We start from the raw sequence: 13,963 nt of genomic DNA on the forward strand, positions 1-13,963 counted from the left end.
ACCCGCCAAAGGCGGGCTTTTTTTTGCGATCTACAGCTCGTCCGGCTTGAGCCAGCCAATCCGGCCCTGACCGTTTTCATTGAGGGCACTGACGAACTGGGCGGCATCGGCCTCGGGCATCTGCAGCTTGAAGCGCACCAGAGAGCCGTGATCGACCTCCAGCAACTCCGCGCCTGCAGTGTCGGCCATGCGCCGCACCAGACCTTCCAGCGGATAGGGGGCCGTGCACTGCAAGGTCTGCATGCGTTGAATGGCGACTTTTTCGGCCTGCAGCAAGGCCTGTGCCACGGCGTCGGTGTAGGCGCGCACCAGTCCGCCGGCGCCGAGCTTGACCCCGCCAAAGTAGCGCACCACAGTGGCCAGCACGCCCTCCAGGTCCTGATGGCGCAGTACGTCCAGCATGGGGCGACCGGCAGTTCCACTGGGCTCGCCATCATCCACGGCCGCAGATTGCCCGCCCGCCAGCAAGGCCCAGCAGACATGGGCGGCGCCCGGGTGCTCGCGCCACAGTGCATCCACCACGGCCTGCGCGCTGGAGCGGTCCGTCATCGGCTGCACGCAGCCGATGAAACGGCTTTTCTTGATGATGAGTTCACTGGAGACGGGAGCGCGAAGGGTCTGAGGCATAGCGGCGGCAGCATAACCGCAAAGCCGGGGCCTAGCAGCGTTGCGGTACATGGGCCGGGTAGCGGCAGTTGTGACATATCCATGACATGACGACGCGGCATGTGGGGATTGGTCGACAGTGTCCTTAAGCCAATTCCTACATGTTCGGAAAGCCTCGAGCCTTAAGCTTTGCCCAAAGGAGGCCGTCATGAACAATCCGCAACCACAGTCCCTGAGCGAACATACTTTTGGCCGCGAGCATTTCACGCCGCCTCCACTTGCGCAGGAGCTGGCAGAGCCCCAGGCCCTGCAGGCTGCGGCACCCGAAGACGAATGGGAGCTGCTGCAGCGCATACGCAATGTGGGCGAGTGGTAGGGCCCAGGGCCAGACCGCATTTTCTGCTTCAAGCCAAACCGGCCAGACCGGCTGCTCCTGAAAGGGAGAGCCAGTTTTTCCTGTCCGCGGCCGCGCTGCAGCGGCGAAAATCGCAGCCCATGACTGCTAGCTCTGCGCCGTTTCCCGATTCTTCGCACTGGATGCTGCTGCCGGCTGCCGCGCAGGCTGCGCAGCTGCCCGTGGCCCTGGCCGATGTGACGGCCATGATGGAAAGAGTGGGGCGCAGCAGCAGCGACGCCGTGGCCGAGCAGATCCTGCAGCTGCTGGGGCGCCATGTGCCGCTGGCCCAATGCACGATCTTCTCCTTCCAGGGCATGGCCAGGCCGCGTGTGGTGGGCATGGGAGACAGGGCGCGCACGGGGGCGCTGCCCATGATCTCCCAGGATTACAGCGAGCGCTTCTATCCGCTCGATGGTTCGCAGCGCGTGATGCAGGCCGAGCTGGCACGCCTTGCCAGGGACCCGCATGCCAAGCCGCGCGTCTGGCTTCATCGCCAGGGGCCGCGCGATGTGCAGCACCCCGAGTACCGCCATGTCTGCTATGAGCTGCCGCGCATTGCCGAGCGGCTGTCGCTGCTGATGCTGCAGGAAAACGCGCGCTGGCTTTCCGTGAACCTGTACCGCGGCGAGGAGCATGGCAGCTTCGACGCTGCGGCCATTGCCCGGATCGAGGCCTTCGCTCCCCTGGTCATGCAGGCCATGCGTCTGCATTACGCGGGGCAGACGCTGCAGGACGACCTGGTCGGGCTGGTGCTGGCGCGTCTGGCCCGGCGCTTCGAGCAGCTGACGCCGCGCGATCTCGATGTGGTGCGGGCACTGGCCCAGGGCCTGGATGCCGATGCGCTGGCGCAGCGCCTGGGCATTACCGTCAGCAGTGCACGCACCTATGTCAAACGCGTCTGCGCCAAGCTGGGCGTGCAGGGGCAGCGCGAGCTGTTTGCGCTGCTGATGGAACCCGCTGAAGCTGTCGATGGTCAACTTTGATAGCTTCCATCGATTGATGTGAAAGGGATGGAGGCTGATTTCATTGAAATTTGACTTGGGATAGATGTTGTATCCATCTGGTGACATCGGCGGTGGGCTGCTTTTCTACACTGCATTGCAAGCCAGACCGCAAAGGGGACGAAAGCGCAACGGTTTGATCACGACAGCGCCCCCAGGAGACAAGAACATGCACCAGCCATTTGCCGAGCCACGCCGCTCCATCTACTACCAGTACCAGGTGCACAAGCCCTGGCTTGCCTCCCGGCATCCGGGCGAGCAAAACCACCCCGTCGTCATCGTCGGCACCGGCCCCGTGGGCCTGACCACGGCGCTGGAGATTGCCCGCCACGGCCAGCGCTGTGTGGTGCTCGAGTCCGAGCTGCAGGTGTCCGAAGGCAGCCGGGCCATCGTGTTCACGCGCCGCTCCATGGAAATCCTGCAGCAGGTGGGCGTGGCCCAGCGTGTGACGGAGACCGGACTGCCCTGGTGCTACGGCAACAGCATCTACCGCGGCCAGCGTGTGTTTCGCATGGAAAACGCGCGTGCCGACGACGACCGCTTCTTTCCCATGATCAATCTGCAGCAGCAGTACCTGGAGGAATACCTGGTCGATGCAGTGCAGGCCAACCCGCTGATCGAGCTGCGCTGGGGCAATCGCGTGAACAAGGTCGAGCAAAAGGGCGAGCAGGTTTTGGTGGAGGTGGACACCCCTGAAGGCAGCTACGAGCTTCGGGCGGACTGGCTGGTGGCCTGCGACGGCGCGCGTTCGGGGATTCGCACGGCCATGAGTCTGCTGATGGAAGGCGCCTCCTACGAGGGCCGCTTCGTGATTGCCGACATTCGCATCGACCTGCCCCTGCCCACCGAGCGCCTCGCATTCTTCGATCCCTCATGGAACCCGGGCAACACCATCCTCATGCACCGCGAGCCGCATGGCATCTGGCGTGTGGACTACCAGCTGCCTGCTGGCGAAGATCCCGAGGATGCGCTCAGGCCCGAGTCGCTGAAGGCGCGCATCGATGCGCAGTTGGAGATGATCGGCTTTGGCGGCACGCCCTGGGAGATGGACTGGAGCTCCGTCTACTCGGCCCGCGCGCTGACCCTGCCCGACTATGTGCATGGCCGCGTGATCTTTGCGGGCGACGCCGCCCATATGCTGCCCATCTTCGGCGTGCGCGGTGCCAACACCGGTTTTCAGGATGCCCAGGGCCTGGGCTGGCGTCTGGCACTCGTTGCCAAGGGCGTGGCCAGCGCTGCGCTGCTGCAAAGCTACAGCAGCGAGCGCGTGGGCGCCGCCCGCGAGATCGTGGAGGAGGCCGGCAAGAGCACGCGTTTCATGGCACCGCCGAGCAGAGGCTTCAGGCTGCTGCGCGATGCCGTGCTGTCCCTATCGCTGAGCCAGCCCTTTGTCGGCCCGCTCTACCACTGGCGCACCTCACGCCCGCATGAGTACGGCAACTCGCCGCTCAACAGCATGGGCGACGACAATCTGCTGTTCAAGGCCGGCCCTGCCCATGGCGCGCCGCCTCTGAACGTGCGCTTTGCGCCGGACAGCTATCTGCTCGACCATCTGGGGGGCGGCTTCGATTTGCTGTATTTCACGAGCGGCAAGGCGATTGCCGCCGAACTGCAGGCGGTCGTGGCCGGGGTCAGAGCTCGCGGCGTTGCAGTGCGCCTGGTTGCCGTCAGCAGCCACGCTGCGAGCGCTATCGACGGTGCCGATCTGGTACTTGATGACAGCGAAGGCCGCTGCCGCGCCCGCTATGGCGTGATGGCCGATGGCGCCGCCTATCTGCTGCGCCCCGATCAGCATGTCTGTGCGCGCTGGATGGCGCTGGACGCCAATCGTCTGCAAGCCGCATTCAAGGCAGCCTTGCCTGCCTGAGGAGAGATTCAAATGACGCAAACCACTCTTGATATCGCAGGTCTGGAGACCGTGTACGACCAGCTTGCTGGCGCCATCGATGCCGTGGGCGCGGAAAAGTCCGAGCTGCTGCTGGTCAAGCTGGCGCTGCTGGCCGCCAATCAGCTCGGTGATGCCCGCCAGTTTGGCGAAATGATTGCGGCGGCCCAGCAAGATCTGTAAGCAAAAGGCCTGTACGTGGCAGTCATCCCGGCCCGCCCGGGCCGGGTTCTGGCGGGTTCTGTGCGTGCTGACTCACGGATTTCATAGCGGATAATCTTTATCTATCAATAGTTTGAGATGGATTTTCTGCAAGTCGATATGGCTTGATATCCGACAAGGCCGCGCCACGGAGTCGAGGCAGACTGGAGCCATTGCCACCGTAGGAGGATTGGTCCATGAAATTGCGTCCCAGTACCTTGCTGCTATCTGGAGTCCTGAGCCTGAGTGGATTGAGCGCGGCTCCGGCCCTGGCCAAGTCGGCTGCCGAATGGCTGGCCTTGACAGGTGCCGTGCAGATCGGCTTGAGCCAGGCCGTCGAAAAAGCCCAGGCCGTGGCTCCCGGAAAAGCGATCGATGTCGAGCTGGAAGAGGGCAAGAAAGGCGCTGCGCCTTATTATTCGGTCACCCTGATCTCCCCAGTGAATGAGGAAATCAAGCTGCGCGTGAATGCCAGCACGGGCGATGCCGCCGTGGAGAAGAACAAGGGACAGGCCGAGGCCAAGCATGTCAAGCGTCTGGCCGATGCCCGGATCACGCTGGTGCAGGCCGTCGATGCAGCTATTGCCGCCTTGCCCGGCAAGCCGCTGGAGGCCCAGCTGGATTCGGACTGGGGCAAGACCAGCTACAAGGTCAAGATGCTGCGCGCCGATCAGACGGTCATGAAGCTCAGGCTGGATCCTGTCAGCGGTGCAGTGACGGGCCAGGAAAAGGATTAGGGCAAGCCTTGAGGGGCGGATTGCTATGAAGAAATGAGTATCTGGCGCTTTCCCATAATGGGTTTTAGACATGTTTGATGTTGAATCCCTGTCATGGAGGGTGCTGGATGCTATGAGTTTCAGAGTTTCAGCCATGTTTGTGCAAGACCTTGCACGTGCAAGGCTGAGGGCAGAAAAGTACACTGGCCGGTTCTTTCTCCGCATAGGCCATGAGGCCATATAAAGCCCATCCACATGAACGCCCCGGTTGATGTTTCCTTTTTCCATCGCGATGCCAAACCGCTGACCAGCTACAAGCCGTACTGGGCCAAGCGCTTCGGCCCGGCGCCGTTCCTGCCCATGAGCCGTGCGGAGATGGATCAGCTCGGCTGGGACAGCTGCGACATCATTCTGGTCACGGGCGACGCCTATGTGGATCACCCTAGCTTCGGCATGGCGGTCATCGGCCGGGTGCTGGAGGCGCAAGGCTTTCGCGTGGGCATCATCGCCCAGCCCGACTGGACCAGCGCCGAGGCCTTCAAGGCCCTGGGCAAGCCCAATCTGTTCTGGGGCGTGACGGCCGGCAACATGGACTCGATGATCAACCGCTACACGGCTGATCGCAAGATTCGCAGCGACGATGCCTACACCCCCGGCGATGTGGCCGGCAAGCGCCCCGATCGCGCAGCCATCGTCTACAGCCAGCGCTGCCGCGAAGCCTACAAGGACGTGCCCATCGTGCTGGGCGGCATCGAGGGTTCGCTGCGTCGCATTGCCCACTACGACTACTGGAGCGACAAGGTGCGTCGCTCCATCGTGGTGGACAGCAAGTGCGACATCCTGCTCTACGGCAATGCCGAGCGTGCCCTGGTCGAAGTGGCGCACCGCATTGCGGCGCGCGAGCCGGTGGAGCAGATCACGGATGTGCGCGGCACTTCGTTCTTTCGCCGTGCTTCGGAGGACGGCTGGTTCGAAGTCGACTCCACCACAGTGGACGAGCCCGGCGAAGTCGAGCCCCATATCAACCCCTATATGACGACCAGCGAGCAGGCCGAGGCCCAGGGCCAGACCTGCTCCAAGGAAGATGCCGCGAAATCGGAAGCGGACGGCCCCAATGACGGCGCATCGGTAGCCAAGGTCCAGCCCATCCAGTTTGTGCCCAATCTTTCGCTGCGCAGCAAGTCCAAGCTGCCCCCGCGCGAGCGCACCGTGCTGCGTCTGCCCAGCTATGAAGAGGTCAAGAGCGATCCGATTCTGTACGCCCACGCCAATCGTGTTCTGCATCTGGAGACCAACCCCGGCAACGCCCGTGCGCTGGTCCAGGCCCATGGCGAGGGAGCCACGGCGCGCGATGTGTGGATGAACCCGCCGCCCATTCCTCTCACAACAGCCGAGATGGACTGGGTTTTCGGTCTGCCCTACGCCCGTAGCCCACACCCCGTCTATGCCGACGAAAGCGGCAGCCACGAGGGCGCCACCAAGATCCCTGCCTGGGAGATGATTCGCACTTCGGTGAACATCATGCGCGGCTGCTTCGGCGGCTGCACCTTCTGCTCCATCACCGAGCACGAGGGCCGCATCATCCAGAGCCGCTCGGAAGATTCCATCATCCAGGAGCTCGAAGAGATCCGCGACAAGGTCAAGGGCTTTACCGGCACCATCTCCGACCTGGGCGGGCCCACGGCCAATATGTACCGCCTGGGCTGCAAGAGCCCGCAGATCGAAGCGGCCTGCCGCAAGCCCAGTTGTGTCTTCCCTGGCATCTGCCAGAACCTGCACACCGACCACGGGCCGCTGATCAAGATCTACCGCCGCGCTCGCAAGCTGCCAGGCATCAAGAAGATCCTGATCGGCTCCGGCCTGCGCTACGACCTGGCCGTCAAGTCGCCCGAGTACGTCAAGGAACTGGTCCAGCACCATGTGGGCGGCTATCTCAAGATCGCCCCTGAGCATACTGAGCAAGGCCCGCTGACCAAGATGATGAAGCCGGGCATCGGCAGCTATGACAAGTTCAAGCAGCTGTTCGATAAGTTCAGCGAGGAAGCCGGCAAGAAGCAGTTTCTCATTCCCTACTTCATTGCCGCCCACCCTGGCACCAGCGATGAAGACATGATGAATCTGGCCATCTGGCTCAAGAAGAACGGCTTCCGTGCTGATCAGGTGCAGACCTTCTACCCGAGCCCCATGGCCACGGCCACTGCCATGTACCACAGTGGTCGCAACACGCTGACCAAGGTGCGCCGGCAGATGCGCGACGAGGCCGAGGAGCGCGTGGACATCGTGCGCGGTGAAAAGCGCCGCCGTCTGCACAAGGCTTTCCTGCGCTATCACGACCCCAACAACTGGCCGCTGCTGCGCGAGGCGCTCAAGACCATGGGGCGCGCCGATCTGATCGGCAACGGCAAGCAGCACCTGATCCCGACCTTCCAGCCACTGGTGGACGGCAGCTATCAGAGTGCCCGAAAGAAGAACAGTACCTCGACCAAGGCGGGTGGCGGCATCGGCTACACCACCAACAAGGATGGCAAGGCCGTGGCCGTGCGACGCCGCAGCGAAGAGGCGAGCCTGGAGCCCAAGGGCGATGTGCGCTTCCGCAGCAGCCAGCCGCAACCGGGCAAGCTGCTGACCCAGCATACCGGCCTGCCGCCGCGCGGGGGTGTGACTGGCAAGGCCAAGCCAGGTTTCAAAACTGCGGCGAGGCCCGCCAAACCGGCGAGCCAGGGTTCGCGCAAGTCCCGTTGATGGCGTCGGTCTGATTGCAGTCAAAAAAAACGACGCTTGATGCGTCGTTTTTTGTGTGGATATGCGAGCTTGTCAGCTCATGGCCAGCGCGGCGCACCACTGCGGCAACTGGTTTTCCTGCGTGGGGGCAAAGTATTCGGTCGTCATGGGCTTGGGGCGGGCGATGGCGTAGCCCTGCACATAGTCCACGCCCATGGTCATGAGTTCCTCGGCGATCTCGCGGCTCTCGACGAACTCGGCGATGGTCTTTTTGCCCAGGGTCTGGCCGATGCGATTGATCATCTCCACCATGGCGTGGTCTCCCTTGTCCTTGAGCATGTCGCGCACAAAGCCGCCGTCGATCTTGAGGTAGTCGACGGGCAACTGCTTCAGATAGGTCAGCGACGACATGCCGACTCCGAAGTCGTCCAGGGCAAAACGGCAACCCAGGGCGCGCAGTGACTGAATCAGCCGTGTGGCATTGCTGAGGTTGCCAATGGCGCTGGTTTCGGTGATTTCGAAACATAGCTTTTGCGGTGCAATTGCGTGCTGCTGCAACTGCTCCTTCACAAATTCCAGCAGGCCGTCGTCGTCCAGGCTGGGGCCGGAGAGATTGATGGCGCAGGTTTCCACCAGCTTGGCGTGTCCAGGCTGCTGCGCCAGTGTCTGCAGGGCCCGGGAGATCACCCAGCGGTCAAGCGATGGCATCAGGCCGTAGCGCTCGGCGGCGGGTATGAAATGTCCGGGGGCTAGGATCTGGCCGTTTTCATCGCGCAGGCGCAGCAGGACTTCGAAGTGCATGCCGCTGTGGCGGCTGTTTTTGCGGGCCTGCAGCGGTGCAATGCTCTGGGCATAGAGGCAAAAGCGGTCTTCGTCCAGTGCGGTACGAATGCGTGTAGCCCATTCCATCTCGCTGACATAGCGGCTGTAGATTCCGTCCTCGGCCTTGTAGAAAAAGACCTTGTTGCGCCCGCGCTCCTTGGCCTGGTAGCAGGCCATATCGACCATGCGCAACAGATCGGAGGCATTGACCGCATCGCCGGGAACATGCACGGCACCGATCGAAAAACCGGTGCGCAATATCTTTTCTCCCCAGGTGGTTTGCAGTTGCTGGGCTGCCAGGCGCAGCTTCTCGGCAATGCTCGCAACGTTGGAAGGAGGGCAGTTCTCCAGCAGCACGGCAAACTCGTCACCGCCCATGCGTGCCAGACAATCGGTTTCGCGCAGATTGGCCTGCAACATCCGAGAGACTTCACACAGCACTTCATCACCGGCGGCATGGCCACTGGTTTCGTTGATGAGCTTGAACTGGTCCAGATCGATGTAGAGCAGGGCATAGGGCTTGACCTGGTGCAGACCCTGGGTCAGCATCTTTTGCAGCCGCCGCTCGAATTCACCGCGATTTTCCAGCCCCGTCAGCGTGTCATGGCGTGCATTCCAGGAGATCTGGTCCATGTACTGCTGCTCACGCGATACATCGCGCAGCACGAAGACGGCGCCCGATGTCTGACCCTCACGCTGCATGGCGGAGCCCAGTACCTTGACCGGCACGATGCTGTGGTCGGTGCGGCGCACCCAGTGCGTTTGTTCATCACGCACGACAGTGCTTTCCTTGGTTTCGCTGACCAGCTGGGCGAGCAGGCCTTCGCTGGTGATGGAGGCGTCCATGGTGTAGAACTGCAGCACCTGCTTGATGGGCTTGTCCAGATAGCTTTGCTTTTGCAGACCCAGCAGGCCTATGGCAGCGGGGTTGACATAGTTGACCATGCCCTTGGCATTGGTGGTGATGACCGCATCGCTGAGCGCTGCCAGCGTGGTTTCCGCGCGCTCTTTTTCGCTGTTGAGGCCATCTTGAACCTGCTCTCGCAGCTGGATCAGGCGCCAGGTATTCCATACCCACAGGCCCACCAGGCCAATGGCCAGGGCGCCGTTGAGGGCGAGCAGCAGCCAGACGATGTTGCGTGAGCTTTTGCCCAGGGAGTCGCTGAATGCCTTGGTTAATGCCGTCACGCCCTGGTTGATCAGGTCGATCTCGCGCTTCCAGGTGGCAATGTTTTCGCGGCTGATGTTGCCGACTTCGTATCCATGGCGGATTTCCTGGGCCAATGTATCGAGCTGGTTCAGGTATTCGTCACCCATCTTCCAGTACGCGACGGGCTCCTGCACCCAGCTGAAATAGCGGAATGTGCGCAGCAACCAGATAAGGGAGCTGACATCGTCGGGGTGGTTCTGGCCTTGCTCTATGCCTTTGCGCGCCAGGTCCAGGCGCAGGGGCTTGTCGTAGAGGGCAATACGTGCCTCGGCATCGCCACGCGGCACCTGCAAGGCCCGCTGGTAGTGGGCGAAGTCCACTGGATTGCCTTCGTCGGCATAACGGGACAGCGAGTAGATCGCATCCTTCTGGGCCTTGGACCAGAGGCTTTCTCCGTTGACGAAAGCGCGCACGGCCGAGAGCAGGTACAGGCTGCAGCTGGCACTGAGCATCAGAATCAGTGCCAGCAGCGCAAAAGCCCAGACGCGCTGCAGCAATTGTTGAGACTTCAGTGCGGGGCTCAAAGATGCCTTCATGACGCCTCATCCAGTAGATAGACTTTAGACGCATAAGTGAGGGCATTCACAAGACGTACGGGTACGAAACAGCCAGCAGACGCCGTCCTGCTGGCGATCAGAAGTCCGTCGCGATGCCCGCTCTCATGCTCGACCTTTCACAGCATTGCGTAGGAGGTATGTCAGATCACACGCAATTTGTATTTATTGGTAATTTTTGGCCTGTAGAGGTGAGCCTGGCGTCGGACAACTTCCTCTGTCCCCCCAAGACAGAGCGGTGATTCATGTGAGAAAGTGGGTAACCAGTCTGGCAGCTCAGAGCAGGTCTATGCAGTGCACCTGCGGCTGCTCCAGCACGCCGGCCCTGCGGTCGGCAAAGAAGCGCTCCAGGGTGAGCTTGACGGTGCGAAACGCTATTTCTTCCCAGGGGATGTCTGCCTCGGCAAACAACTGGGCCTCCATGGTTTCGGGGCCGGGGTAGAACTGCGTGCTTCTGAGGCGGGCCAGATAGAAGAGATGGACCTGTCCCACCTGGGGCACGTTGATGAGACTGAACAGCCTGCCCAACTCGATGTCGGCTCCGGCTTCCTCGTCGGTTTCGCGTTGGGCCCCGCGGCTGGTGGTTTCGGCCAGCTCCATGAAGCCTGCGGGCAGCGTCCATTTGCCGCGGCGCGGCTCGATATTGCGTTTGCAAAGCAGCACGCGTCCGTCGTCCGTTACAGGCAGGGTGCCGACCACATTGAGCGGGTTCTCGTAGTGGATGGTGTGGCAGGCCGGGCAAACGGCACGTTCGCGAGTATCCCCATCGTCAGGAACGCGGTAGGTGACTGCGGTGCCGCAATTGCGGCAGAACTTGATGGGGCTGCGAAAAATCATTCCGCAACTATAAGCAAATCAGGCCGCTAGCGCAGGTACAACATGTGCAAACAGCTATGAAAAAGGGAGTCACACCTTGATTGCGCTGTGACTCCCCGAGTACCCGGTCGGCGCTGACTGCCTGTGCGCCAAGGATTTTCAGGCGATCTGTATCTTGATGGATTCAAGTCCGCTGACTGCGCCCTCCAGCACATCGCCCTTGACCACGGCGGCCACGCCCTCGGGGGTGCCGGTCATGATCAGATCGCCGGGCTGCAGCTCCCAGGCGCTGGAGAGATGCTCAATGGTTTCGGCGATATTCCAGATCAGCTTGTGGATGTGGCTGCGCTGGCGATAGTCGCCATTGACCTGCAGCGAAATCTCGGCGTTGACGATGTCTGCCGCCTGATCGGCCGGAGTGATGGGGCCTATGGGGGCCGATTGTTCGAAAGCCTTGCCGATACACCAGGGGCGGCCTTGCTTCTTCATGTCGTTTTGCAGGTCGCGGCGCGTCATGTCCAGACCCACGGCATAGCCGTAGATGTACTGCAGCGCATCGGCTGCCTTGATGTTCTTGCCGGCCTTGCCGATGGCGACGACCAGCTCGATCTCATGGTGCAGATTCTGGGTCAGCGTGGGATAGGCCACGGTGGTGGTGCTGCCGGCTTCCACTGCCACGGTCGCGTCCGCAGGCTTCATGAAGAAGAACGGCGGCTCGCGGCCGGTAAAGCCCATTTCCTTGGCGTGATCCTCATAGTTGCGGCCCACGCAGTAGATGCGGTGAATGGGAAAGCGCTCGCCGCGGCCCACAACAGGCAGGCTGGCAACGGCAGGGGGATTGAACACGTAACTCATGAAGTCCTCGGCAGGAACAGGCGCTGAAATCAGCAATGGTTGATGTGGCAAGCAGTGTGCCACGATGCGGCAGCGCCGACGGCACGGCGCACGACGGCTTTTACGTATTCCGGCCCTAGGGAAAATGCCAGTCTGCGCGGCTCGCGCTATGCTGGCGGCATCATGAAGCTGCATACCTATTTCCGCTCTTCCGCCTCTTACCGTGTGCGCATTGCGCTGCAACTCAAGGGGCTGTCCTATGACTCCGTGCCCGTACATCTGGTGCGCGGCGAACAAAAGGCTGCGGCCTATGCCTCCCATGTGGGCGACACGCTGGTGCCTGCACTGGTGACGGACGAGGGGCACTGGCTCACACAGTCCATGGCCATCATCGAATATCTCGATGAGACCCATGCTCAAACACCATTGCTGCCCGCAGATGCACTGGGCCGTGCCCATGTGCGCGCATTGGCACAGATGGTGGCCTGTGAAATCCATCCGCTCAACAACCTGCGCGTGCTCAAGTACCTGGTGCACCAAATGGGCGTCAGCGACGAAGCCAAGAATGGCTGGTATGCGCACTGGGTGCGCACGGGCCTCGAAGCCTTCGAGCGTCAGCTGGCGCTGCTGGATGCCGAACGCAAGGCCTCAGGCCTGCCGCCTTCGACGTTTTGCTGGGGCGACACGCCCACGCTGGCCGAGTGCTGCCTGGTGCCGCAGATCTACAACGCCCAGCGCTTCAACGTGAATCTCGATGCGCTGCCGCGCCTGATGGGCGTGGCAGAGCGCTGCAACGCCTTGCCGGCTTTCCAGCAGGCCCATCCCTCGGCCTGTCCGGATGCAGAGTGAAGAGGGCGCCATGAGCGAGTCCTATCGGCCGGGTCCACAGGACCTCTGGCCCGACTCCTGGCTGGTCCCGGACTGGCCGGCTCTGCCCGGCGTGCATGCCATCTGCACCTCGCGCGAGGGGGGCGTCAGTCAGGCACCCTGGGGCAGCATGAACCTGGGCGACCACGTGAGCGACAACCCCGCTCACGTGCGCCGCAACCGTGAACTGTTCAACGCGGCGCTGCAGGCCCGCACCCCTGGTGCCTGCACGGCCTTCTTGCAGCAGGTGCATGGCGTGGACGTGCTGACGCTGGATGCAGGCAATGTGCTCGAGTCCAATGGTGCAGCCTTCGATGCCTGTGTGACTGGCGACGCCGGCGTGGTCTGCACCATCATGGTGGCGGACTGTCTGCCCGTGTTGCTGGCCCATGATTCGGGGCTGGTCGTGGGCGCGGCCCATGCGGGCTGGCGCGGTCTGGCCGGCATGCCGCCTGGCAGGCAGCAGTCCGAGGGGCCGTTGCCCGGCGGTGTGCTGGAGATGCTTTTCGAGTCCTTTTCACGGAAAGTGCAGGCGCAGCAATCGCTTTCAGAGGCCGACATGAAGCCGTCCAGCATTGCCGCTCGCACTCAGGCCTGGCTGGGCCCGTGCATAGGTTCCAAGTCCTTCGAAGTAGGGGCCGAGGTGCGGGATATCTTCGTGGCGCATGACGCCGAGGCGGCACGACACTTTGTGCCTGTGGAGGGCAACTGCACCAAATATCTGGCCGATCTGGCGCAGCTGGCACGTCAGCGGCTTGCTGCATTGGGCATTGCTGCAATCTTTGGCAACGATGGCAGCCTGCCCTGGTGCACGGTCAGCAATGCATCACGATTCTTCTCGCACCGACGCGACGCCGTCCGTCTGGGCGGCAGCGGGCGGCTGGCAGCCAGCATCTGGCGAGACGCCTGAGCCGGGGCTGGGGCGCGCGTGTCCTGCAGCTAGTGCTTCCTGTTCCTGCCGGGCTTTGAGGCGGCGCTTTCTGGCCGGCGTGCCCAGTATGTAGAGCACGATGGAAAGCGGCAGCAGACCATAGAGCACAAAGGTGAAAAATGCACCCAGCAGGGTGCCGCCGGGGCTGGCAGCCTCGGCGATCGTCATCATCACGACAACGTACATCCAGGCGATGGCAATGAGGTACATGGTGCTTCTGTAATGAGCCAGAAAGCATGCTGGCTCCGGGTTGTTTTGTGTCAAAACAGCTTCATAACGGCTAAATGAAGCTACTTCTTGTCGGAACTGCCTGGCACATAGGTGACAATGCCGCCGTGTGAGCCGTATTGCAGATTCCGCAAGCGTCCCCAGACCCTGAGATCGCCGGTCGCTTGCCTTGAC

13 protein-coding genes are annotated in these 13,963 nt (G+C 62.2%); 8 read left to right on the forward strand and 5 right to left on the reverse strand.

Annotated elements, in window-relative coordinates; translation table 11 throughout:
• Positions 1–30: 30 nt before the first annotated feature.
• The gene (locus CTATCC11996_RS08105; RefSeq protein WP_003074998.1) at positions 31–627 is read right to left on the reverse strand and encodes an IMPACT family protein; all 597 of its coding nucleotides are present in this window, start codon (positions 625–627) and stop codon (positions 31–33) included.
• A gap of 187 nt (positions 628–814) precedes the next feature.
• On the opposite strand from CTATCC11996_RS08105, the gene CTATCC11996_RS25870 reads away from it, so the two are divergent.
• The 6 genes from CTATCC11996_RS25870 (at position 815) to CTATCC11996_RS08130 (ending at position 7,548) form a co-directional block, all read left to right on the forward strand.
• Entirely contained in the window at positions 815–982 is a 168-nt protein-coding gene (locus tag CTATCC11996_RS25870; RefSeq protein ID WP_003075004.1) for a hypothetical protein, read from the forward strand.
• A 119-nt stretch (positions 983–1,101) separates the two neighbouring features.
• Positions 1,102–1,986, forward strand: a complete 885-nt coding sequence (locus CTATCC11996_RS08110; protein WP_003075006.1) for a helix-turn-helix transcriptional regulator — start codon at positions 1,102–1,104, stop codon at positions 1,984–1,986.
• Positions 1,987–2,173: 187 nt separating this feature from the next.
• Entirely contained in the window at positions 2,174–3,871 is a 1,698-nt protein-coding gene (locus CTATCC11996_RS08115) for an FAD-dependent monooxygenase (RefSeq protein WP_003075008.1), read from the forward strand.
• A gap of 12 nt (positions 3,872–3,883) precedes the next feature.
• On the forward strand, positions 3,884–4,072 hold the full coding sequence (locus CTATCC11996_RS08120; protein WP_003075010.1) for a DUF2783 domain-containing protein: 189 nt from the start codon (positions 3,884–3,886) through the stop codon (positions 4,070–4,072).
• A 215-nt stretch (positions 4,073–4,287) separates the two neighbouring features.
• Positions 4,288–4,827: a PepSY domain-containing protein gene (locus CTATCC11996_RS08125; protein WP_034348453.1), complete on the forward strand. Its 540-nt coding sequence runs from the start codon at positions 4,288–4,290 to the stop codon at positions 4,825–4,827.
• Positions 4,828–5,061: 234 nt separating this feature from the next.
• Positions 5,062–7,548 carry a YgiQ family radical SAM protein gene (locus tag CTATCC11996_RS08130; protein WP_003075014.1) on the forward strand — a complete coding sequence of 829 codons (2,487 nt, stop codon included), beginning with the start codon at positions 5,062–5,064 and terminating at the stop codon, positions 7,546–7,548.
• Positions 7,549–7,620: 72 nt separating this feature from the next.
• Here CTATCC11996_RS08130 and CTATCC11996_RS08135 read toward each other — a convergent pair whose 3' ends face one another.
• The 3 genes from CTATCC11996_RS08135 to CTATCC11996_RS08145 form a co-directional block, all read right to left on the reverse strand.
• Entirely contained in the window at positions 7,621–10,095 is a 2,475-nt protein-coding gene (locus CTATCC11996_RS08135) for a putative bifunctional diguanylate cyclase/phosphodiesterase (RefSeq protein WP_003075016.1), read from the reverse strand.
• Between the two features lie 294 nt (positions 10,096–10,389).
• A complete protein-coding gene (locus CTATCC11996_RS08140) occupies positions 10,390–10,950 on the reverse strand; it encodes an NUDIX hydrolase (RefSeq protein ID WP_003075018.1) in 561 nt (186 codons plus the stop codon).
• Between the two features lie 138 nt (positions 10,951–11,088).
• On the reverse strand, positions 11,089–11,784 hold the full coding sequence (locus tag CTATCC11996_RS08145) for a fumarylacetoacetate hydrolase family protein (RefSeq protein WP_003075020.1): 696 nt from the start codon (positions 11,782–11,784) through the stop codon (positions 11,089–11,091).
• A gap of 162 nt (positions 11,785–11,946) precedes the next feature.
• Between CTATCC11996_RS08145 and maiA the strand changes: the two genes are divergently transcribed.
• Positions 11,947–12,612 carry a maleylacetoacetate isomerase gene (gene maiA, locus CTATCC11996_RS08150; RefSeq protein WP_003075022.1) on the forward strand — a complete coding sequence of 222 codons (666 nt, stop codon included), beginning with the start codon at positions 11,947–11,949 and terminating at the stop codon, positions 12,610–12,612.
• Between the two features lie 10 nt (positions 12,613–12,622).
• Positions 12,623–13,540 (forward strand): purine nucleoside phosphorylase YfiH/LACC1 family protein, encoded by a 918-nt coding sequence (locus CTATCC11996_RS08155; protein WP_003075024.1) that lies wholly within the window; start codon positions 12,623–12,625, stop codon positions 13,538–13,540.
• Here CTATCC11996_RS08155 and CTATCC11996_RS08160 read toward each other — a convergent pair.
• Positions 13,457–13,771, reverse strand: coding sequence for a hypothetical protein (locus tag CTATCC11996_RS08160; RefSeq protein WP_003075026.1), 315 nt, complete (start codon positions 13,769–13,771; stop codon positions 13,457–13,459). The two genes, CTATCC11996_RS08155 and CTATCC11996_RS08160, sit on opposite strands and share 84 nt — an antisense overlap.
• Positions 13,772–13,963 lie beyond the last annotated feature (192 nt).

It is taken from the genome of Comamonas testosteroni ATCC 11996, from assembly GCF_000241525.1.
GTDB lineage: Bacteria > Pseudomonadota > Gammaproteobacteria > Burkholderiales > Burkholderiaceae_C > Comamonas > Comamonas testosteroni.

What these genes read in the sequence shown, in the direction of transcription:
- CTATCC11996_RS08105 (WP_003074998.1), bottom strand. Translation starts at nt 627, where the DNA reads ATGCCTCAGACCCTTCGCGCTCCCGTCTCCAGTGAACTCATCATCAAG.
- CTATCC11996_RS25870 (WP_003075004.1), top strand. Translation starts at nt 815, where the DNA reads ATGAACAATCCGCAACCACAGTCCCTGAGCGAACATACTTTTGGCCGC.
- CTATCC11996_RS08110 (WP_003075006.1), top strand. Translation starts at nt 1,102, where the DNA reads ATGACTGCTAGCTCTGCGCCGTTTCCCGATTCTTCGCACTGGATGCTG.
- CTATCC11996_RS08115 (WP_003075008.1), top strand. Translation starts at nt 2,174, where the DNA reads ATGCACCAGCCATTTGCCGAGCCACGCCGCTCCATCTACTACCAGTAC.
- CTATCC11996_RS08120 (WP_003075010.1), top strand. Translation starts at nt 3,884, where the DNA reads ATGACGCAAACCACTCTTGATATCGCAGGTCTGGAGACCGTGTACGAC.
- CTATCC11996_RS08125 (WP_034348453.1), top strand. Translation starts at nt 4,288, where the DNA reads ATGAAATTGCGTCCCAGTACCTTGCTGCTATCTGGAGTCCTGAGCCTG.
- CTATCC11996_RS08130 (WP_003075014.1), top strand. Translation starts at nt 5,062, where the DNA reads ATGAACGCCCCGGTTGATGTTTCCTTTTTCCATCGCGATGCCAAACCG.
- CTATCC11996_RS08135 (WP_003075016.1), bottom strand. Translation starts at nt 10,095, where the DNA reads ATGAAGGCATCTTTGAGCCCCGCACTGAAGTCTCAACAATTGCTGCAG.
- CTATCC11996_RS08140 (WP_003075018.1), bottom strand. Translation starts at nt 10,950, where the DNA reads ATGATTTTTCGCAGCCCCATCAAGTTCTGCCGCAATTGCGGCACCGCA.
- CTATCC11996_RS08145 (WP_003075020.1), bottom strand. Translation starts at nt 11,784, where the DNA reads ATGAGTTACGTGTTCAATCCCCCTGCCGTTGCCAGCCTGCCTGTTGTG.
- maiA (WP_003075022.1), top strand. Translation starts at nt 11,947, where the DNA reads ATGAAGCTGCATACCTATTTCCGCTCTTCCGCCTCTTACCGTGTGCGC.
- CTATCC11996_RS08155 (WP_003075024.1), top strand. Translation starts at nt 12,623, where the DNA reads ATGAGCGAGTCCTATCGGCCGGGTCCACAGGACCTCTGGCCCGACTCC.
- CTATCC11996_RS08160 (WP_003075026.1), bottom strand. Translation starts at nt 13,771, where the DNA reads ATGTACCTCATTGCCATCGCCTGGATGTACGTTGTCGTGATGATGACG.